Genomic DNA, 20,954 nt, shown 5'->3' on the forward strand with positions numbered 1-20,954 from the left:
GCGTGGCGGGTCGTTATGCTAGGCCGCAAACCGGATAAGGAGCGAATTGTGAAAGCGTGGATCATGTTGTTGCTGGCCCTGTCTCTGCCTGTGGCAGCGCTGGCCGAAGAAGCTAAAGAAGGCGAGGCGCCGAAGGTCAACTACATCACCCTGAGCCCGCCGTTCGTGGGCAACTACGGGTTGGACGGCACGCCGAAGCTTAAGGTTTACAAGGCCGATGTGGCATTGCGCGTGACCGGTGAGGAGGCGACCAAACTGGTCAAGGCCAACGAGCCGCTGATCCGTAATCAGCTGGTGGCACTGTTCACCCAGCAGACCACCGAGGCGATGGGCAGCATCGAGGGTAAAGAGAAGCTGCGTCAGGAAGCGTTGAAGCAGACCCAGCAAGTGATGAATGACGAGACCGGCAAGCCGGTGGTTGAGGATCTGTTGTTCAATAACCTGATCATTCAGTAAGTGCGTTGGCTGCTGTTCAGGACGCCAGGCTTTTGCGAAAGCGCGCCAGCGCGATGACGAAGAACAGCAGGCCGATGGCCGTCAGCGCCAGCAAGTCCGGCCAGACCACGCTCAGCCCGGCGTCGCGAAACAGAATCGCGGCGCTGAGGCTGACAAAATGTGTGGACGGCGAGCCCTGCATGACCCACTGCAGCCATTGCGGCATGCTGTCCAATGGCGTGCTGCCACCCGACAGCAGCAACATCGGGATGATCACCGGAATCGCCAGCAAGCCGAACTGCGGTGTCGAGCGTGCGAGTGTCGCCAGAAAGATCCCCAACGCGGTACTGGCAAACAGATAAACCGCAGTCACCAGCAAAAACAGGCTCATCGAGCCGGACAGCGGCACGCCGAGTGCGCCTTTGACCACCACCTCCAGCGACAGCCAGGTGCACAGCACCACCACCAGCAGGTTGCTCCAGATTTTCGCCAGCATGATTTCCAGCGCCGTCAGCGGCAGCACCAGCAAATGGTCAAGCGTGCCGTGCTCGCGTTCGCGCAGCAGCGCCGTGCCCGTGAGGATGATTGCCAGAATGGTGATGTTGTTGACGATCTGAATCACCGCCAGAAACCAGCCACCCTCCAGGTTGGTGTTGAACAGCGCGCGGGTGGTCAGTTGAATCGGCGTTTTGCTCGCGGCATCGCCCTGGTCGCCATAGGCCTGCAGCTCGCGCTGGAAAATCCGGCTGATGTAGCCAGCGCCCATGAACGCCTGGCTCATCGCGGTGGCATCGACGTTGACCTGAATGGCCGGTTGCCGCGCCGCCAGTAGATCGGTTTGAAACCCCGCCGGAATGTTGATCACGAAAGTGTACTGGCCGCTGTCCATGACCTGGTCCAGTTGCGGGTAGGGGAGCAGCACTGGCGTCTGGAATTCCGGCGGTTGCAGGGCCTGGGCCAACTGGCGCGAGAGGGCGCTGTGGTCTTCGTCGACGATCGCCACGCTGGCGTTGTGCACGCCGATCACCGAGCCGGCGGCAGGCATGTAGATCGCCACGGTGAAGGCGTAGAACAGGAACAGCAGCAACACGCTGTCGTGGCGCAGGCTGGTCAGTTCCTTGAGCCCCAGGCGCAGGATGTGCGCGAACTTGTGCATCAGGCCTCCTGCTTTTTCAGCATGATCAGGCTCAGCCCGGTGAACCCGACAAAGAACCCGAACAGCGCCAGGCACTGCGGCCACAGCTGCCGCAGGTCCAGCGCTTTGGTGAACGTCCCCACGGCAATGTCGAGAAAGTGTCCTGCCGGAAACAGCATGCCCATCACCGCAGCCGCTCCTTCCAGTGAAGAACGCGGCACGATAAGTCCGGAGAACTGGATGGTCGGCAGGCTGGTAATGATCATGGTGCCGAGGATCGCGGCGATTTGCGTGCGGGTGAACGCCGAGATCAGCAGGCCCATGCTAGTGGTCGCTAGCACATACAGCAGGCCGCCAAACGCCAGCGTCAGCAGGCTGCCCTTGAACGGCACGCCAAACAGCCAGCGGTTCATCGCCACCAGCAGCGCGAGATTGACCAGACTGACCAGCAGGTATGGCGCCTGTTTGCCCAGCAGAAACTCCAGGCGGGTCAGGGGCGTGGCGTAGAAGTTGGTGATCGAGCCGAGTTCTTTTTCGCGCACGATGCCGAGTGCGGTGAGCATAGCCGGAATGAACGCCAGAATCAGCGCCATGACCCCGGGGCCAATAGCGTTGACGCTGACCACATCCTGGTTGTAGCGAAAGCGCGTTTCCAGGCTGGCACCCGCCTGGTGGTTGATGGCGGGGCTGCTCTGTTCGGCCAACTGTTGCAGGTTGGCCAGGTGCACTGCTTCGACATAATTGCGGCTGGTCTCGGCGCGAAACGGCATGCCGCCGTCCAGCCACGCCGCCACCGCAGGCTGGCGTCCGGCGTACAGGTCGCGGCCAAATCCGGGCGGGATTTCCAGCGCCAGTTTGATTTCCGAGCGTTGCAGGCGGCGGTGCAGCTCTTGAGCGTCGTGGATGGCTGGCCGTTCATCGAAGTAGCGCGAGCCGCGAAAGGCTTCCAGATAGGTTCGGCTCTGCGGGGTTTGATCCTGATCGTAAACGGCGAACGCGAGGTTCTCTACGTCGAGGGAAATTCCATAGCCGAAAATCACCATCATGAAAATCGCCCCCGCCAGCGCAAAAGCCATGCGCACTTTGTCGCGCAGCAGCTCCTTGCCTTCGCGGCTGGCCACTGCCAGCAGGCGACCGAGGCTGAAACCGCGTTGCTGGTCTGGCGGCGCGGCGGCTGGCGCTGATGGCGCTGTCGGCGATTCACTCGCGGGAGGCGATGGGGCAGTGCCTTGGGCCTGTTCCAGACACGTCACGAAAGCGGCTTCCAGCGTCTCTCCGGCAAACTGACGCTGCAGCGCTGCCGGGGTGTCGCAAGCGAGGACTTTGCCGGCGTGCATCAGCGAAATGCGGTCGCAGCGCTGGGCTTCGTTCATGAAGTGGGTGGAGAGAAAAATCGTCACGCCTTGCTCGCGGGACAGTTCGATCAGCAGTCGCCAGAAGTCATCACGGGCTGCCGGGTCGACGCCGGAGGTCGGCTCATCGAGGATCAGCACTTCCGGACGATGCAACACCGCGACCGCCAGCGACAGGCGTTGACGCAGCCCGAGAGGCAGGGCACCGGACGGCTGATCGGCGACGCTGAGCAGGTTGAAGCGCTGAATCAATGCGTCGATGCGTTGCGCGCTTTCGGACTTGGGCAAGTCGAACAGACGGGCGTGCAGCTCAAGGTTCTGCCGCACGCTGAGTTCGCCATACAGCGAAAAGCTCTGGGACATGAAGCCGACCCGCTTGCGCGTGGCCAGATCCTTGGCGTTCACCGGATTGCCCAGCAGTGTCGCGCTGCCTTCGCTGGCCGGCATCAGCCCGGTCAGGACTTTCATGGTCGTGGTCTTGCCGCAGCCGTTGGAGCCGAGAAAACCGAAAATCTCGCCGCGACCGATGGCGAAGCTGACGTGATCCACCGCAGTGAAGTCGCCGAAGCGCAGCGTCAGGTCGTGGGCTTCGATGGCAATGTCGGTGGTACCGCCAGTACGCGGCGGAATGACCAACGGCTGAGCGTCGTGATGACTGTCGCCCTGGAAGTGTGTGAAGGCTTCATCGAGTTTGCCGCTGGGGGTGACGGCCGCTAGCTCGCGACTAAGACCGGTGGCAATCAACTGGCCGTTGTCGAGCATCAGGCAATGCTCGAACTGTTCAGCTTCTTCCATATACGCAGTGGCGACCAGCAGGGTCAATTGCGGGCGCTCGCGCCGTACATCGTCGATCAGCTCCCAGAAGCGTCGGCGTGAGAGCGGGTCGACGCCGGTGGTCGGCTCATCGAGAATCAACAGATCCGGCTCATGGATCAGCGCGCAGCACAGGCCCAGCTTCTGTTTCATGCCGCCGGACAACTTGCCTGCAGGGCGCTCGGCGAACTTTAGCAGGTCGGTGGCGAGCAGCAGATTGTGCATGCGTTGCTCGCTGTCGGCTTTCGACAGGCCGAACAGCGTGGCAAAGAACTGGATGTTTTCGCGGATCGACAACTCGGGATACAGGTTGCCGCCCAAGCCCTGGGGCATGAAGGCGATGCGCGCATACAGCGTGTCGCGGTGGCGGCGCTGCTGGATCGGCCCGCCGAGGACGTCCAGTTGCCCTTGCTGCAAGGCCTTCACGCCGGCGATCAGCCCGAGCAGGCTGGACTTGCCCGCGCCATCGGGGCCGATCAGCCCGCAACGGGTGCCGGCTGGCAGGCTGAAGGTGATAGCGCTCAGTGCTTGCTGTTTGCCGTAGCGGTGCGCGATAGCGTTCGCCTGAACCGCGAGGCTGTTCATTGCAGATTGGCCGGCCAGGCAATCGGCGCGGTGCGCACATAACCGGCGCCGGGCATGCCGGGCTTGGCTTGCGGCACGGCGCTGGGTTGGGTCAGGCGCAGCTTGACGCGGAACACCAGTTTTTGCCGCTCGTCACGGGTCTCGACCTCTTTGGGGGTGAACTGCGATTTGCCGGCGACGAAACTGATCTTCGCCGGCAAGGGTTTGTCGGGCAGGGCATCGAGCAGCACCCGGGCTTCATCGCCTACGGCCAGACGCCCGGCCACCGAGGCAGACAGGTAGAGGTTCATGTACTGATCGTTGGGATCAATCAACAGCAGGACGCGGCCACCGGCCCCCAGCACTTCGCCGGGTTCGGCCATGCGCAACTGGATCACCCCATCAATCGGCGCGCGCAGGCTGCTGTCGTCGATTTCGCTGGTCAGTTGAGCGACCTGTGCCTGCGCCGCGCCGATCGCTGCAGCGACCGCCGACACTTGGGCGCGGGCCGCCGTCACGGCAGCATTGCCGGTGCCGATACGCGACTGCAATTGATCGATAACCTGGGCGCTGACGAAACCGTGCTTGAACAGCGACTGAGAGCGCCCGAGTTCCTGCTGGGCCAGCAGCAATTCACTCTGGCGCAATTGCACATTGGCCTCGGCGGCGTTGAGGTTTTCCCGGGCGCGCAAGACTTCGGCTTCGGCTTGAGTGCGCTGGGCTTCGAGGGTGCGGGTATCCATGCGCGCGAGCAGTTGGCCCTTGTTGACCTTGTCGCCTTCATCGACCAGCACCTCGGCCAGGCGTCCAGGTGTCTTGCTGGCGATCTGCACTTCGGTGGCTTCCAGCCGCCCGTTGCCCATCGACAGCCCTTCGACCAGACGGCTGCTGATCGACATCCAGTAACCGAGCCCGCCGGCGGCGGCGAGTAACACCAGAAGCGACCCGGCGTATAAAAGTGAAGAGCGGCTGTGCGTCGACATGGGGGCATCCTGCGGCTGTGGCGTGCAGTCTGACTGTTCAAGCGTTGCAGTCGCTTGATGTCAGTCAACCGAGCGCCAAGCCTAGCCCCTTTTTCGGCTAATAACCGTGACCGGGCAGTTCTCAGCGCAAGCCGAGCACGGCGGCCCACTGTTCGGCCGTCACGGGCATGACCGACAGGCGACTGCCTTTTTGCACCAGTGGCATGTCGGCCAGCGCGGTTTGCTGCTTGAGGTAATCCAGCTTCAATACCCGGGCGAACGTCTCTACGTGGGCAACATCAATCGCGCTCCAAGCGTTTTTCTCGGGTGTAGCTTTCGCATCGAAGTAATGACTCTGCGGCTCCAGTGCGGTGGGATCCGGGTACGCCGCTTCGATAATCTTGCCAATCCCTGCAATCCCCGGCTCCGGGCAGCTGGAATGGTAGAAAAAGAACTCGTCACCCACGGCCATCGAGCGCAGGAAGTTACGCGCCTGATAGTTGCGAACTCCGTCCCAGCGCGCTGTGCCGAGCTTTTCCAGACCTTTGATAGAGAGTTCGTCGGGCTCGGACTTCATCAGCCAATAGGCCATGGTTTTTGCTCCTGAAACGGTCATTGGGCAGGTTGTCGGGCAATTTTATGACAAACCGACAGTCGGTTGACGTCAGCGTTTGCGCGCAGGTTCACGTTGTCGCAAAATGCCGGCCTTTAAAGCTTGACGCTGCTGCACGGCCTACGAACGGAAACCGCTGCTGTCATCGTGATGATGTGCCTTGAGGGGGGCAATCGATGAAACGCAAACCGGATCTACTATGGACTTTGGTAATTTTGTTTGGCTTGGGCGTCGTAACCACCGGTTATGCGCAGAGCTTGTGGTCGAACAAGGCCGACGCGCCGATTGAAGTCGCGCAACAGGTGCAACAGTCGACAGCCTTCAAACGCTGAAACGGCTTTCTCGACGCCGCTGATCTGCGCGGCGTCCTATCCCGCGAAATACCACGCCTTGTCGCTGACCGTGCCTTGTAACGGTACATCCCAGCTTGCCTGCGCCAAGCGTTCGACTTTCTGACATTCATGGGCCAGGCCCAGCAGCGTCGGCTTGCGCCAGCTTTTTCGCCGAGCCAGATACGCCAGGCTGCGATCATAGAAACCGCCGCCCATCCCCAGTCGCCCGCCGACATCGTCAAACCCTACCAACGGCAATAACACCAGATCCAGTGCCCAGACCTTGCGTTGCTGTGCCAGATTGGCTCGCGGCTCGAGAATGCGGAAGCGATTGGGTTTAAGTTTCTCGCCGGGACGAATGCGTTGGAAAACCATCTTGGTGCGTGGCCAGGCGCTGAGCACCGGCAGATAAGTCGATTTACCCCGACGTTGGGCTTCGCGCAGCAGAAGGCGCGGATCGATTTCACCATCGGTGGGCAAATACAAAGAGATATGTCTGGCCCGGCGAAAGTGCGGGTCTTGCGCCAGTTGCCGGTACAGGCCCTTGGCGGCCTGGCGTTGTTCGCTCTTGGTCAGCGCACGACGCGCCTTGCGCAGCAGGCGGCGGAGTTGCGGGCGGGGCAGCAGCGCGGGTTCGGTCATGGTTCGGCTTCGGCAGGTTGGACGAAAACGTACGCATAAAAAATCCGATGGCGGTTTTCACCGACATCGGATTCGAATCAGGCTCCCCGGATGAACCGCTGTCAACTTAGCCCTTGAACCCGAAAGTTCAAGGTGGAAGATGCAGTAGACTTTAAGGCTTTCCGTCTAGCGGACATGCACACCAGCCCAACGTGCAACTTCCAGGGTAGTGCGAATCGGCTCAGGGACATCGTCAACTGGCAAGCACCCCAGGGAGTGCCGCGAGTATACCGCAAGCGGCCAGCTGAATCAGCCCTTGCTGGTGTTCTGATCGTCGGCGAGCACCAGATCGACACGATCGAGCAAGTCACGCACCTGTTCACGGGTCGAACCGCTGGCCTGGATGTCCGGACGCTCTTCTTTGTGCAAGAGGTCATGGGTGATGTTCAGCGCGGCCATCACGGCGATACGGTCGGCACCGATGACTTTGCCGCTGCTGCGGATCTCACGCATCTTGCCATCCAGATAGCGCGCGGCACTGACCAGATTGCTGCGTTCTTCCTGCGGGCAGATGATCGAATATTCTTTATCGAGGATCTGCACGGTGACGCTATTGCTTGAACTCATGAGTCTTGCTCCAGGGCCTTGAGGCGCGAAATCATCGATTCGACCTTACGCCGGGCGATTTCGTTTTTTTCAATGAGGTGAGCGCGTTCCTCGCGCCAGGTCTTTTCCTGAGCTAGTAAGAGTGCATTTTGACTCTTTAGTTGCTCGACTCGGCCAATCAACAGTTCGAGTCTGGCCATCAGCGCTTGCAGGTCGGTGTCTTCCATTGTGTCCACGTGTTCGTCTGATGGGGGGTAGCTGGCGGACAGCCTTTAATAGTCTTGGCGAGTCTGTCGATGTAGGATACAAGGCCTTCATTCTAGACATAGCGCCGTCTGGCGCCTAGCTGCCCATGACCAATGCGAATTCCCCGTACCAAGCCTTTGCCACCCTGCTGACTTCCAGCGGCCACAACGTTTCGCCTGCCGAACTGCACGGCGTGCTGCTCGGGCGCAGTTGCGCCGGTGCCGGCTTCGATAACGAAGGCTGGTTGATCGACGCCGCCGAACTGCTCGAAGGCGATATCCAGGACAACGTCCGTAACGCCCTCATCGGCCTGCAAGAGATGGTCAAAGGCGAGCTGACCGGCGACGACGTCACTGTCGTTCTGCTGCTGCCGACCGATGACGCACCGCTGGCTGACCGCGCCGCTGCACTGGGCCAATGGTGCCAGGGCTTCCTCAGCGGTTTCGGCCTGAACTGCCGCGACAGCAGCATGCTCAGCACTGAAGCCACCGAAGTGCTGCAGGATCTGGCCGCCATTTCCCAAGTGCAGGATGCTCTCGAAGAATCCGAAGACGGCGAAACCGACTACATGGAAGTCATGGAGTACCTGCGCGTTGCGCCGTTGCTGCTGTTCTCGGAAACCAAGAAAGCCGACGTGCCGCCAGCCGCCAAGCCGTCGCTGCATTAATCGCGTGCCAGGGAAAGCCATCTGCCCATGACCCATATCCCCAAAGCGGAATACAGCCGTCGCCGCAAGGCCCTGATGGCGCAGATGGAACCCAACAGCATCGCGATCCTGCCCGCCGCCGCGGTCGCCATTCGCAACCGCGACGTCGAGCATGTCTACCGTCAGGACAGCGACTTCCAGTACCTCAGCGGATTTCCCGAGCCGCAAGCCGTCATCGTTTTGATGCCCGGCCGTGAACATGGCGAATACGTGCTGTTCTGCCGTGAGCGCAACGCCGAACGCGAATTGTGGGACGGTTTGCGCGCCGGGCAAGAGGGCGCGATCCGCGACTTCGGTGCCGACGACGCTTTCCCTATTACCGACATCGACGACATCCTCCCCGGCCTGATCGAAGGCCGCGACCGGGTGTATTCGGCGATGGGCAGCAACCCTGAATTCGACCGTCACCTGATGGACTGGATCAACGTGATCCGCTCCAAGGCGCACCTCGGCGCCCAGCCGCCGAACGAATTCGTTGCCCTGGATCATCTGCTGCACGACATGCGTCTGTATAAATCGGCGGCAGAAGTGAAGGTGATGCGCGAAGCCGCACGGATCTCGGCGCAAGCCCACATCCGCGCGATGCAGGCCAGTCGGGCCGGGCTCTACGAGTACAGCCTCGAAGCCGAACTCGACTACGAATTCCGCAAGGGCGGGGCGAAAATGCCGGCTTATGGTTCGATCGTCGCCGCCGGGCGCAATAGCTGCATCCTGCATTACCAGCAGAATGACGCGCTGCTCAAGGACGGCGACCTGGTATTGATTGATGCCGGTTGCGAGATTGACTGCTACGCCAGCGACATCACCCGCACCTGGCCGGTCAACGGCAAGTTTTCGCCCGAGCAGAAAGCGATCTACGAATTGGTGCTGGCCTCGCAGGAAGCCGCGTTCGCCGAAATCGCCCCGAACAAACACTGGAATCAAGCGCACGAAGCCACGGTTCGAGTGATTACCACGGGGCTGGTGAAACTGGGATTGCTGCATGGCGAGGTCGATGAGTTGATCGCCAGCGAAGCCTATAAAGCCTTTTACATGCACCGCGCCGGTCACTGGCTGGGCATGGATGTGCATGACGTTGGCGAGTACAAGGTCGGCGGCGAATGGCGAGTGCTCGAGGTCGGCATGGCGCTGACCGTAGAGCCGGGCATCTACATCGCCCCGGACAATCAGAACGTCGCGAAGAAATGGCGCGGCATTGGTGTACGTATCGAGGACGACGTGGTGGTGACCAGAACCGGTTGTGAAATCCTCACCAGCGGCGTGCCGAAAACCGTCGCTGAAATCGAAGCGCTGATGGCGCAAGCAAGGACCCACGCGGCATGAGTCGAGTCAATCTGGCAATCATCGGTGGCGGTCTGGTCGGCGCCAGTCTGGCGTTGGCCTTGCAGGCCGGGGCCAAGGCGCGTGGCTGGAAGATCGTCCTGATCGAGCCGTTCGCTCCCGGCGACAGTTGGCAGCCGAGCTACGACGCACGTTCGTCGGCGCTGTCCTTCGGCTCGCGGCAGATTTATCAACGGCTGGGCGTGTGGCAGGAAATCTCCCGTCGCGCCGAGCCGATCAAACAGATTCACGTCTCCGATCGTGGCCGTTTCTCTACCGCGCGCTTGTCGGCGATGGAAGAGGGTGTGCCAGCGCTCGGTTATGTGGTGGAAAACGCCTGGCTCGGCCAGTGCCTGTGGCAGCACATCGATAAAGACGTGATCAGCTGGCGCTGCCCGGCGGAAGTCACGCGTATGGAACCGCTGCCCGATGGCTATCGCCTGACCCTCAATGATGAAACCACCCTTGAATGCGACCTCGCGGTGCTCGCCGATGGCGGTCGCTCCGGTCTGCGCGAGCAGTTGGGCATCAACGTGCGCAAGCGTCCGTACAACCAGAGCGCGCTGATCGCCAACATCACCCCGAGCGAAGCGCACAACGGCATGGCCTTCGAGCGTTTCACCGACGAAGGGCCGATGGCCTTGCTGCCGCTGCCGGAAAACCGCTGTGCTCTGGTCTGGACCCGTTTGGGCATGGACGCGCAGCGCCTGGCCGATTTGAGCGAGCGCGATTTCCTCAGCGAATTGCAGGGCGTGTTCGGATATCGCCTCGGCACGTTGAAACAGGTTGGCGCGCGGCATCTTTATCCGCTGACGCTGGTCGAGGCCGAAGAACAGGTGCGCTCGCATCTGGCTGTGCTCGGCAACGCGGCGCACAGCCTGCACCCGATTGCCGGTCAGGGTTTCAACTTGTCACTGCGTGATGCCGATGCCTTGGCCGCCGCATTGTTGTCCAGTGAAAAGCCGCTGGGCGACTTCGCCACATTGCAGGCTTATCGCGAGCGTCAACGTCTCGATCAGGATCTCACCGTCGGTTTTTCCGATCAGGTCACACGCCTGTTCGGCAGCACGCAGCCATTGGTTTCGTTGGGCCGTAACATCGGCCTGCTCGGCCTTGATCTGTTGCCGCCGGCCAAGCGCTGGTTTGCCCGTCAGGCCATGGGTTTGGGAACACGTCCGGATGCTTAAGTGGTTGACCGCTAAATTCGGCAAGGCGCGGTTGATGCGTTGGGTGATGACGTTCTACCCGCCGTATCTTGGCGCCGGTGTACGGGTTCGGCATATCAGCGATGATTTCCGCGACGTTCAGGTGTCGATGGGGCTGGGCTGGTACAACCGCAACTACGTCGGCACTCAGTTTGGCGGCAGTCTGTATTCGATGGTCGACCCGTTCTTCATGCTGATGCTCATGGAAAACCTCGGCTCGAAGTACATTGTCTGGGACAAGGCTGCCGACATCGATTTCATTGCACCGGGCAAAGGCCCGGTATTCGCCCGCTTCAATATCGACGAGACCTTGCTCGCCGAGATTCGCCGGCAAACCGCCAATGGCGAGAAATACCTGCCGCAGTTGCAGGTCGACATTCATGACGGCGCCGGCAATCTGGTGGCGCGGGTCGGTAAAACCCTTTACGTGCGGCTCAAGCCGCAAGCGAGACAGGCTTAAAGCATGGAAATGCGCGCAGATCTGCTGATTGTCGGAGCCGGAATGGTCGGCAGCGCCCTGGCGTTGGCGTTGCAGGACAGCGGGCTGGAAGTCCTGCTGCTCGATGGCAGCCCGCTGAGCGTCAAGCCGTTCGATGCCGACGCGGCATTTGAACCGCGTGTGAGCGCGCTGTCGGCAGCCAGCCAACGCATCCTCGAACGCCTCGGCGTGTGGGACGGCATCGCCAAGCGCCGCAGCAGCCCGTACACCGACATGCACGTCTGGGACGGCAGCGGCACCGGGCAGATCCATTTCTCGGCGAGCAGTGTGCACGCCGAGGTGCTGGGTCATATCGTCGAAAACCGTGTGGTGCAGGACGCCTTGCTCGACCGTTTGCACGATTGCGATCTGGGCATGCTCGCTAATGCGCGGCTGGAACAGATGCGCCGCTCGGGCGATGACTGGTTGCTGACGCTGGCTGACGGTCGTCAGTTGCGCGCGCCATTGGTGATTGCCGCTGACGGTGCCAACTCGGCCGTTCGCCGCCTCACCGGGATGGCCACGCGCGAGTGGGATTACATGCACCACGCCATCGTCACCAGCGTGCGCAGCAGCAAGTCGCACCAGATGACCGCGTGGCAGCGCTTTACCGATCACGGGCCATTGGCGTTTCTGCCGCTGGAGCGTGACGGGCAGCAGGATTGGTGTTCGATCGTCTGGTCGACCACGCCGAGCGAAGCCGAGCGCTTGATGGCGCTGGATGAAGCGGCGTTCTGCCGAGAGCTGGAGCGTGCCTTTGAAGGCCGCCTCGGCGCAGTCATCAGTGCCGATCCGCGACTGTGCGTGCCGCTGCGTCAGCGTCATGCCAAACGTTACGTGGCTGAAGGCCTGGCGTTGATCGGCGATGCGGCGCACACCATTCACCCGTTGGCGGGGCAGGGTGTGAACCTTGGCTTCCTCGATGCGGCGGTGTTGGCCGAAGTGCTATTGCAGGCGGCCGAACGCGGTGAGCGTTTGGCGGATGCGAAGGTGCTGAGCCGTTACGAGCGTCGGCGCATGCCGCACAACCTGGCGCTGATGGCGGCGATGGAAGGCTTTGAGCGGTTGTTCCAGGCGGATCCGTTGCCGGTCAGGTGGTTGCGTAATGCCGGGTTGAAGCTGGTGGAGCAGATGCCGGAAGCGAAGGCGCTGTTTGTGCGTGAAGCCCTTGGGTTGACCGGGGATCTTCCGGCCCTCGCCAAACCCTGATCTCTTCGTTGCTGCTGATGGCCTCATCGCGAGCAGGCTCACTCCTACAGGGGAACGCATTCCAACTGTAGGAGTGAGCCTGCTCGCAATGGCGCCCGGCCAGGCACCACAATTTTCAAACTGTGCAACATCTGGTAACTCCTTCAAAAAGAGTTCGATTGAGGTGGTAAATGTGAGTCCTTATCATTTGGCCCACATTTTCCGACCGAGAGACCACTCCCATGTTGGCACCCAAGCGTCTTCTGACTGCACTGGCCCTGACCCTGATCGGCAGTACAACGGCCCAGGCCGCTGATGAGGTGGTGGTTTACTCGTCGCGCATCGATGAGCTGATCAAACCGGTCTTCGATGCGTACACTGCCAAGACTGGGGTGAAGATCAAGTTCATCACCGACAAGGAAGCGCCGCTGATGCAGCGCATCAAGGCCGAAGGTGAGAACGCCACCGCCGACCTGCTGCTCACCGTTGATGCCGGCAACCTCTGGCAAGCCGAGCAGATGGGCATCCTCCAGCCGTTCACTTCGAAAGTCATCGATACCAACATTCCGCTGCAATATCGCTCGTCTACTCACGCCTGGACTGGCCTGAGCCTGCGCGCGCGGACCATCGCCTACTCCACTGAACGCGTGAAGCCGGGCGAGCTGAGCACCTACGAAGCACTGGCCGACAAGAACTGGGAAGGGCGCCTGTGCCTGCGTACGGCGAAGAAGGTCTACAACCAGTCGCTGACCGCGACCATGATCGAAGTCCATGGCGCCGAGAAGACCGAAAAGATCCTCAAGGGCTGGGTCAACAACCTCTCCACCGACGTGTTCTCCGATGATGTCGCGGTGCTCGAAGCGATCAACGCCGGGCAATGCGATGTCGGCATCGTCAACACTTACTACTACGGCCGCCTGCACAAGCAGAAGCCCGAGCTGCCGGTGAAACTGTTCTGGCCGAACCAGGCGGATCGTGGCGTGCACGTGAACCTGTCGGGCATTGGCTTGACCCAGCATGCGCCGCACCCGGAAGCGGCCAAGGCTTTGGTTGAGTGGATGACCACACCTGAGGCGCAGAAGATCTTTGCTGACGTGAACCAGGAGTTCCCGGCCAACCCGGCGGTGGCGCCTTCGGAAGAAGTGGCGGCGTGGGGCAAGTTTGTCGCTGACACCTTGCCGGTGGAAGTGGCGGGCAAGCGTCAGGCTGAAGCGATCCGGATGATGGATCGGGCGGGTTGGAATTGAGGCTTTTTCGATAGACTTGTGATCGTTCCCACGCTCTGCGTGGGAATGCATCCATCGACGCTCTGCGTCGTGCCGCCGACAGCGTGACGCAGAGCGTCACAGGATGTGTGCCCACGCAGAGCGTGGGCACAATCATTTGAACGAGACTGTTTCCTTGGCCCACCCTGCCCAACGCCGCTGGTATCCCATCGTTTTCGCCATCGCCGCACTGGTGCTGTTGCCCCTGAGCGTTCTGCTGCTTTCCTGGCAGACCATCGATCAACAGATCTGGTCGCACCTGTGGCAAACCCAGATGCCGCGCCTGCTGGGCAATACCCTGACGCTGGTCGTTGGCGTCGGTGTCGGTGTGACGCTGCTCGGCGTCAGCCTCGCCTGGCTCACCAGCCTCTGCGAATTTCCCGGGCGGCGCTGGCTCGACTGGGCGCTGATGCTGCCCTTTGCCATTCCGGCCTACGTACTGGCGTTCGTCTTCGTCGGCCTGCTCGACTTCGCCGGCCCCGTACAAACCCTGCTGCGCGAATGGTTCGGCACCGATCTGCGCCTGCCACGGGTGCGCTCCACCGGCGGGGTGATCATCGTGCTGGTGCTGGTCTTCTATCCCTACGTTTACTTGTTGGCGCGCACCGCATTCCTCGCTCAGGGTAAAGGCCTGATGGAAGCGGCGCGGGTGCTTGGCCAATCGCCGTGGCAAGCGTTCTGGCGTGTGGCGTTGCCGATGGCGCGTCCGGCCATTGGCGCCGGCGTGGCACTGGCGCTGATGGAAACCCTGGCGGATTTCGGCGCGGTCTCGGTGTTCAACTTCGACACCTTCACCACCGCCATCTACAAGACATGGTACGGCTTCTTCAGCCTGTCGAGTGCGGCGCAGCTGGCCAGTCTGTTGCTGCTGGTGGTGATGCTGGTGCTCTACGGCGAACGTCGCGCGCGTGGCGCCAATCGGGCGGGCAACGAGCGGCCACGGGTGAAAGCCCTGTATCACTTGCGCGGGCTCAAGGCGTTCGCGGCGATGAGCTGGTGCGCACTGGTGTTCGCCTGCGCCTTCGTCATTCCGCTGCTGCAACTGATCGTCTGGTTCTGGCAGCGCGGCCGTTTCGATCTGGACGAGCGCTACGCGGGGCTGATCCTGCACACCTTGTATTTGGGCGGCATGGCGGCGCTGATTACCGTCAGTGTTGCGCTGTTGTTGGCGTTTGCCCGGCGGCTGGCGCCGACGCAGGCGATCAACTCTGGTGTTGGTCTGGCCAACCTGGGCTACGCCTTGCCGGGTTCGGTGTTGGCCGTGTCGATCATGCTGGCGTTCAGTTATTTGGATCGCGAGCTGGTGATTCCACTCTCCGGTTGGCTCGGCGGCGCGGGCAAACCGCTGCTGCTTGGCAGTCTGGCGGCGTTGCTGATGGCCTATCTGGTGCGTTTTATTGCGGTGGCGTACGGGCCGTTGGAAAGCAGTCTGGCGCGTATACGGCCCTCTTTGCCCGAAGCAGCACGTAGCCTGGGTGTCAGTGGGCCGCGACTGTTTTTCAAAGTGTATCTGCCGCTGTTGCTGCCCGGCGCGCTGAGCGCGGCGCTGCTGGTGTTCGTCGATGTGCTCAAGGAAATGCCCGCGACCCTGCTCATGCGCCCGTTTGGCTGGGACACGCTGGCGGTGCGGATCTTTGAAATGACCAGTGAAGGTGAATGGGCGAGGGCGTCTTTGCCAGCGCTGACCCTGGTTCTGGTCGGTCTATTGCCGGTCATCGGACTGATCCGCCGCTCGGCACACCGAAACACTTAGTCGTCAGTCCTGAATCATGCGGCTACAATGCGCGGCATTCGGTGCGGTTCGTCTGACAGACCCGTTCGCTGAAATCGGCTGAAAGCCTTCTATTTCGCGGCTTTCACCCCGTACAGCGGCTGTCCGCACCTTCGCCACGCCCGGAAGGAGAAACCCATGGGACAGCGTACGCCTCTGTATGACCTGCATCTCGCCCTCGGCGCGAAGATGGTCGATTTTGGCGGTTGGGACATGCCACTGCATTACGGCTCGCAGGTCGAGGAGCACCACGAAGTGCGCCGCGATTGCGGGGTGTTCGATGTTTCCCACATGACCGTGATCGATGTCACCGGCACCCAGGCCAAGGCCTGGCTGCAGCATTTGCTGGCCAATGATGTCGACCGCCTGCACCGCCCCGGCCGTGCGTTGTACAGCACCATGCTCAACGAGCGTGGCGGCATCGTCGACGACATGATCGTCTACCGCCTCGACGACGCTTATCGACTGGTGTTCAACGCTTCGACCCGCGATCAGGATCTGGCCTGGATGAGCGCGCAGCGCGGCGATTACGACGTGCAGCTGCACGAGCGCTCCGAGCTGGCGATGCTCGCCATCCAAGGCCCACAGGCCCGGCACAAGATTGCCGAACTGGTGACCCAGTCGCGCGCCACGCTGATCCAGCACCTCAAACCCTTCGAAGGCTATACCGACGGTGACTGGTTCATCGCGCGTACCGGTTATACCGGTGAAGATGGCCTGGAAATCTGCCTGCCGGCCAATCAGGCGCCGGGGTTCTTCAACGATCTGGTCGGTGCCGGCATTTCCCCGATCGGCCTCGGTGCCCGCGATACCCTGCGGGTTGAAGCCGGTATGAACCTCTACGGTCAGGACATTCACCAAGACGTTTCACCATTGGCCTCGAACATGGCCTGGAGCATTGCCTGGGAACCGGCCACCCGCCAGTTCATCGGCCGTGCTGCGCTGGAGGCGGAAAAAGCTGCCGGCATTGCGCACAAACTGGTTGGTCTGGTCCTGGAAGAACGTGGTGTTTTGCGCGCTCATCAAGTGGTTCGCATCGCCGATGTTGGCGAAGGGGAGATCACCAGTGGTAGTTTCTCTCCTACGCTGAGCAAATCGATTGCCCTGGCGCGTGTTCCGATGGCCACCGCCGACCGCGCCGAAGTGGAAATCCGTGGCAAGTGGTACCCGGTACGGGTGGTCAAACCGACCTTCGTACGCCATGGCAAAACTTTGATCTAACCTTTTTCCGGCGGGCATGACCGCTGACCCAATTCCAGAGGACACCGAAGATGAGCAATATTCCCGCTGAACTGCGTTTTGCCGAAAGTCATGAATGGGCACGTCTGGAAGCCGACGGCACCGTCACCGTGGGCATCAGCGATCACGCGCAGGAAGCGCTGGGCGATGTGGTGTTCGTTGAGCTGACCGAAGTAGGCAAGGTGTTCGCCGCTGAAGATCAGGCTGGCGTCGTTGAATCGGTGAAAGCTGCTTCCGACATCTACTCGCCGATCAGCGGTGAAGTCATCGCGATCAACGAAGAGCTGGGCGGTTCGCCAGAGCTGCTGAACTCCGATCCGTACGGCGCATGGATCTTCAAGCTCAAGCCAAGCGATAAGGCTGAGCTGGACAAGCTGCTGGATGCCGGCGCTTACAAGGCTGCTATCGGCGAGTAAGTTCTAAGCAATACCCAAAGCCCCGACTTGTCGGGGCTTTTTTATGCACGATACAAATCCCCTGTAGGAGTGAGCCTGCTCGCGATAGCGTTCTTTCAGACTCATTAATGCGATTGACACACCGCAATCGCGAGCAGGCTCACTCCTACAGGGGGACGGGGTGCACTGAAAATGGGTTGCCACATCGGCTGCTATGCTGGTTTGACCGTGTTGCATTGACGCCGAGCGCCAGCCAAGAGAGAGCCCGTCATGTCCCAGTTGCCGTCCCTGAGCCATTTACGCGATCCCGATGCCTTCCTGCGCCGTCACCTCGGCCCCGATGCAGCCGAGCAACAGGCGATGCTCGACAGCCTTGGCCTCGGTAGTCGAATTGAACTGATCGAGCAAACGGTGCCGCCAGGCATTCGCTTCAATCGCGCGCTCGAGCTGCCACCCGCGCTGGATGAACAAGCCGCGCTGGCCAAGCTGCGCAGTTACGCCGAGCAGAATCAGGTCTGGACCAGCCTGATCGGTATGGGCTACCACGGCACCCTGACGCCAACCGTCATCCTGCGCAATGTGCTGGAAAATCCCGGCTGGTACACCGCGTACACGCCGTATCAACCGGAGATCGCTCAAGGCCGGCTCGAAGCGCTGTTGAATTTCCAGCAACTGACCATCGACCTCACCGGCCTCGAGTTGGCCAACGCTTCGCTGCTCGATGAAGCGACGGCGGCTGCCGAAGCCATGGCACTCGCCAAACGTGTGGCGAAGTCGAAGAGCAATCTGTTTTTCGTCGATGAAAACTGCCATCCACAAACCATTTCGGTGCTTGAGACCCGCGCCGAAGGCTTCGGTTTCGAGCTGATCATCGACGCTGTGGATAACTTGAAACAGCATCAGGTGTTCGGGGCGTTGTTGCAGTATCCCGACACCCACGGCGAGATTCACGATCTGCGGCCATTGATCGACCACCTGCATGCGCAACAGGCGCTGGCTTGTGTCGCGACGGATTTATTGAGTCTGCTGTTGCTGACGCCGCCGGGCGAGTTGGGTGCCGATGTAGTGTTCGGTTCCTCCCAGCGATTCGGCGTGCCGATGGGATACGGCGGGCCGCACGCAGCATTCTTTGCTAGCCGCGAGGAATACAAACGGGCGATTCCCGGGCGGATCATCGGCGTGTCGAAGGACGCTCGGGGTAACGTCGCATTGCGCATGGCGCTGCAAACCCGCGAACAACATATTCGTCGTGAGAAGGCCAATTCGAACATCTGTACCGCACAAGTCCTGCTGGCCAACATTGCCAGTTTCTACGCGGTCTATCACGGCCCGGAAGGTTTGAAGCGCATCGCCCAGCGCACGCATCGACTGACCTGCATTTTGGCGGCTGGACTTGAGCGCAAGGGCATCAGTCGGGTCAACGCACAATTCTTCGACACGCTGACGCTGGACGTCGGCGGTGCGCAAACGGCGATCATCGAGAGTGCCCAGGCTGCGCAGATAAATCTGCGGATTCTCGGGCGCGGTCGGGTCGGGTTGAGTCTCGATGAGACCTGCGATGAACGCACCGTGGCGAATTTGTTCGATGTGCTGCTCGGTGCCGATCATGGGTTGAACGTCGAGGAACTCGACGCCGAAACCCTTTATTCCGGTATCCCCGACAATCTCCAGCGCAACACCCCTTACCTGCGTCACCCGGTGTTCAACGCCCATCACAGCGAAACCGAGATGCTGCGTTATCTCAAGCAACTGGAGAACAAGGATCTGGCGCTCAATCAGTCGATGATCCCGCTGGGCTCGTGCACCATGAAACTCAACGCCACCAGCGAAATGATCCCGATTACCTGGCCGCAATTCGCCGACCTGCATCCGTTCGTGCCGCGTGAGCAGGCGGTCGGTTATACGCTGATGATCGAGGAGCTGGAGCGCTGGCTGTGCGCAATCACCGGGTTCGATGCGATCTGCATGCAGCCCAACTCCGGCGCTCAGGGCGAGTACGCCGGGTTGCTAGCGATCCGCAAATACCACGAAAGCCGTCAGCAGGGGGCGCGGGAGATCTGCCTGATTCCGTCCTCGGCCCATGGCACCAACCCGGCCTCGGCGCAAATGGCCGGGATGCGCGTAGTGATCGTCGAGTGCGACGAGGCGGGCAACGTCGATCTGGAGGATCTGAAAGCGAAAGCCGCCGAGGCTGGGGATAAGTTGTCGTGCCTGATGGCGACCTATCCGTCGACCCACGGTGTGTACGAGGAGGGCATCAGCGAGATCTGCGAGGTTATCCACAAGTACGGCGGTCAGGTCTACATGGACGGCGCCAACCTCAATGCGCAGGTCGGGCTGGCGCGGCCGGCGGACATCGGCGCCGACGTGTCGCACATGAATTTGCACAAGACCTTCTGCATCCCTCACGGCGGTGGTGGGCCGGGCATGGGGCCGATCGGCATTCGCGCGCATCTGGCACCGTTTGTCGCCAATCACCCGGTGGTGCCAATTGAAGGGCCGCTGGCGCAGAACGGCGCGGTCAGCGCGGCGCCCTGGGGCAGCGCGAGCATTCTGCCGATCAGCTGGATGTACATCGCCATGATGGGCCCGCAACTGGCGGATGCCAGCGAGGTGGCGATTCTGGCGGCGAACTATCTGGCGCAGCATCTATCCGGCGCATTCCCGGTGTTGTACACCGGGCGCAACGGGCGGGTCGCTCACGAATGCATTCTCGACCTGCGGCCCTTAAAGGCGCTGACCGGGATCAGCGAAGAAGACGTCGCCAAGCGCCTGATGGATTACGGCTTCCATGCGCCGACCATGTCCTTCCCGGTGCCGGGCACGTTGATGGTCGAGCCGACCGAGAGCGAATCGAAGGCTGAACTGGATCGTTTTATCGGTGCGATGCTGAGCATTCGTGCAGAAATCACTGAAGTGCAAAACGGCAACTGGCCGGCCGAGGACAACCCGTTGAAACGGGCGCCGCATACCCTGGCGGATGTCACCGGGGTTTGGGAGAGACCCTACAGCATCGAGCAGGGCATCACCCCGGATGCGCACACCAAGGCGCACAAGTATTGGCCGGCGGTGAATCGGGTGGATAACGTTTACGGCGATCGCAACCTGTTCTGCGCCTGCGTACCGGCGGATGATTACCGCTGAACTCTCTGGTGGCACATCGTCCCCTGTAGGAGTGAGCCTGCTCGCGATAGCGGTGTATCAGGCAAATTCTCCGGTGACTGATTCACCGCTATCGCGAGCAGGCTCACTCCTACAAGGGATTGTGGTGGGTCTGAAATCCGGGCAAAAAAATGCCGCTCTGTTGAGCGGCATTTTTGCTTCGGCGAACGGCTTACTCGGAAGCCACGGCGTTCTTCGCCAGGATCGCATTCGCCAATTCCATATCGGTCGCCTGCAGGCCCGGATTGTCGGCGCGGACTTTCTGCATCGCCGCTTCCAGATACGGTCCGCGAATGCCGCCATCACTGGCAACGAAGCTGCCGGCATCGTCCTGTGCGGCGATGATCAGCTTGTGATCCTTGAAGGTCAGGTAGGTCGAACCGGTAGTGGCACCGGACGAGATGACGTTACGCCAAAAGCTGTCCGCCATGGCCGAACCAACGGGAAGGGACAGCAAGGCCAGAGTGGCGACAGCAAGTTTGAGACGCATGATGAGATGACTCCAGGGGGTTAACTAGGGCCTTGGATCGCCATTCCCTGATCCGG

General features: G+C 61.2%; 20 protein-coding genes and 1 other RNA gene. 12 read left to right on the forward strand and 9 right to left on the reverse strand.

Translation table 11 applies throughout. The features are described from left to right. Window positions 1-48 precede the first annotated feature (48 nt). Window positions 49-456, forward strand: coding sequence for a flagellar basal body-associated protein FliL (locus tag CKW26_RS16520; protein ID WP_027610485.1), 408 nt, complete (start codon window positions 49-51; stop codon window positions 454-456). A gap of 16 nt (window positions 457-472) precedes the next feature. On the opposite strand, the gene CKW26_RS16525 is transcribed toward CKW26_RS16520, so the two are convergent. From CKW26_RS16525 to CKW26_RS16540, 4 genes are all read right to left on the reverse strand, one after another. Continuing rightward, complete coding sequence (locus CKW26_RS16525) at window positions 473-1,591, reverse strand: ABC transporter permease (protein WP_095049386.1); 1,119 nt, start codon at window positions 1,589-1,591, stop codon at window positions 473-475. Then, the gene (gene rbbA, locus CKW26_RS16530; protein WP_095049387.1) at window positions 1,591-4,320 is read right to left on the reverse strand and encodes a ribosome-associated ATPase/putative transporter RbbA; all 2,730 of its coding nucleotides are present in this window, start codon (window positions 4,318-4,320) and stop codon (window positions 1,591-1,593) included. The genes CKW26_RS16525 and rbbA overlap by 1 nt, the downstream gene beginning before the upstream one ends. Beyond that, the gene (locus CKW26_RS16535; RefSeq protein WP_095049388.1) at window positions 4,317-5,282 is read right to left on the reverse strand and encodes an HlyD family secretion protein; all 966 of its coding nucleotides are present in this window, start codon (window positions 5,280-5,282) and stop codon (window positions 4,317-4,319) included. Before CKW26_RS16535 ends, rbbA begins: the two co-directional genes overlap by 4 nt. Before the next feature lie 121 nt (window positions 5,283-5,403). After that, a complete protein-coding gene (locus CKW26_RS16540; protein WP_095049389.1) occupies window positions 5,404-5,853 on the reverse strand; it encodes an EVE domain-containing protein in 450 nt (149 codons plus the stop codon). 197 nt (window positions 5,854-6,050) lie between these two features. On the opposite strand from CKW26_RS16540, the gene CKW26_RS30070 reads away from it, so the two are divergent. Further along, a complete protein-coding gene (locus CKW26_RS30070) occupies window positions 6,051-6,206 on the forward strand; it encodes a hypothetical protein (RefSeq protein ID WP_016985917.1) in 156 nt (51 codons plus the stop codon). Between the two features lie 36 nt (window positions 6,207-6,242). Here the strand turns inward: CKW26_RS30070 and CKW26_RS16550 are convergent, their stop codons facing one another. From CKW26_RS16550 to CKW26_RS16565, 4 genes are all read right to left on the reverse strand, one after another. After that, window positions 6,243-6,848, reverse strand: a complete 606-nt coding sequence (locus tag CKW26_RS16550) for a 5-formyltetrahydrofolate cyclo-ligase (protein ID WP_093429753.1) — start codon at window positions 6,846-6,848, stop codon at window positions 6,243-6,245. A 79-nt stretch (window positions 6,849-6,927) separates the two neighbouring features. Beyond that, window positions 6,928-7,106: non-coding RNA, 6S RNA (ssrS, locus tag CKW26_RS16555), on the reverse strand. A gap of 30 nt (window positions 7,107-7,136) precedes the next feature. Beyond that, window positions 7,137-7,454, reverse strand: coding sequence for a cell division protein ZapA (locus CKW26_RS16560; protein WP_093429754.1), 318 nt, complete (start codon window positions 7,452-7,454; stop codon window positions 7,137-7,139). Beyond that, window positions 7,451-7,660, reverse strand: a complete 210-nt coding sequence (locus tag CKW26_RS16565) for a TIGR02449 family protein (protein ID WP_007911197.1) — start codon at window positions 7,658-7,660, stop codon at window positions 7,451-7,453. The genes CKW26_RS16560 and CKW26_RS16565 overlap by 4 nt, the downstream gene beginning before the upstream one ends. Window positions 7,661-7,785: 125 nt before the next feature. Here CKW26_RS16565 and CKW26_RS16570 point away from each other — a divergent pair, with 125 nt between their 5' ends. The 10 genes from CKW26_RS16570 (at window position 7,786) to gcvP (ending at window position 20,390) form a co-directional block, all read left to right on the forward strand. Beyond that, window positions 7,786-8,346 carry a YecA family protein gene (locus CKW26_RS16570; RefSeq protein WP_095049390.1) on the forward strand — a complete coding sequence of 187 codons (561 nt, stop codon included), beginning with the start codon at window positions 7,786-7,788 and terminating at the stop codon, window positions 8,344-8,346. A gap of 27 nt (window positions 8,347-8,373) precedes the next feature. Next, window positions 8,374-9,708, forward strand: coding sequence for a Xaa-Pro aminopeptidase (gene pepP / locus CKW26_RS16575; protein WP_095049391.1), 1,335 nt, complete (start codon window positions 8,374-8,376; stop codon window positions 9,706-9,708). After that, window positions 9,705-10,892 carry a 2-octaprenyl-6-methoxyphenyl hydroxylase gene (gene ubiH / locus CKW26_RS16580; RefSeq protein WP_095049392.1) on the forward strand — a complete coding sequence of 396 codons (1,188 nt, stop codon included), beginning with the start codon at window positions 9,705-9,707 and terminating at the stop codon, window positions 10,890-10,892. The genes pepP and ubiH overlap by 4 nt, the downstream gene beginning before the upstream one ends. Then, window positions 10,885-11,370, forward strand: coding sequence for a DUF4442 domain-containing protein (locus CKW26_RS16585; RefSeq protein WP_095049393.1), 486 nt, complete (start codon window positions 10,885-10,887; stop codon window positions 11,368-11,370). Before ubiH ends, CKW26_RS16585 begins: the two co-directional genes overlap by 8 nt. A gap of 9 nt (window positions 11,371-11,379) precedes the next feature. Further along, on the forward strand, window positions 11,380-12,597 hold the full coding sequence (locus CKW26_RS16590; protein WP_177409260.1) for a 2-octaprenyl-3-methyl-6-methoxy-1,4-benzoquinol hydroxylase: 1,218 nt from the start codon (window positions 11,380-11,382) through the stop codon (window positions 12,595-12,597). 221 nt (window positions 12,598-12,818) lie between these two features. Further along, the gene (locus CKW26_RS16595) at window positions 12,819-13,823 is read left to right on the forward strand and encodes an extracellular solute-binding protein (protein WP_095049395.1); all 1,005 of its coding nucleotides are present in this window, start codon (window positions 12,819-12,821) and stop codon (window positions 13,821-13,823) included. Window positions 13,824-13,977: 154 nt separating this feature from the next. After that, on the forward strand, window positions 13,978-15,594 hold the full coding sequence (locus CKW26_RS16600; protein WP_095049396.1) for an iron ABC transporter permease: 1,617 nt from the start codon (window positions 13,978-13,980) through the stop codon (window positions 15,592-15,594). Window positions 15,595-15,750: 156 nt separating this feature from the next. After that, entirely contained in the window at window positions 15,751-16,833 is a 1,083-nt protein-coding gene (gcvT, locus tag CKW26_RS16605) for a glycine cleavage system aminomethyltransferase GcvT (RefSeq protein ID WP_095049397.1), read from the forward strand. A 50-nt stretch (window positions 16,834-16,883) separates the two neighbouring features. Beyond that, complete coding sequence (gcvH, locus tag CKW26_RS16610; protein WP_095049398.1) at window positions 16,884-17,267, forward strand: glycine cleavage system protein GcvH; 384 nt, start codon at window positions 16,884-16,886, stop codon at window positions 17,265-17,267. 249 nt (window positions 17,268-17,516) lie between these two features. After that, a complete protein-coding gene (gene gcvP / locus CKW26_RS16615) occupies window positions 17,517-20,390 on the forward strand; it encodes an aminomethyl-transferring glycine dehydrogenase (protein ID WP_095049399.1) in 2,874 nt (957 codons plus the stop codon). 190 nt (window positions 20,391-20,580) lie between these two features. Here the strand turns inward: gcvP and CKW26_RS16620 are convergent, their stop codons facing one another. Beyond that, window positions 20,581-20,901 carry a DUF2388 domain-containing protein gene (locus CKW26_RS16620; RefSeq protein WP_171057234.1) on the reverse strand — a complete coding sequence of 107 codons (321 nt, stop codon included), beginning with the start codon at window positions 20,899-20,901 and terminating at the stop codon, window positions 20,581-20,583. Window positions 20,902-20,954: the final 53 nt, after the last annotated feature.

The organism is Pseudomonas sp. Irchel s3h9 (assembly GCF_900187475.1).
GTDB lineage: Bacteria > Pseudomonadota > Gammaproteobacteria > Pseudomonadales > Pseudomonadaceae > Aquipseudomonas > Aquipseudomonas neuropathica.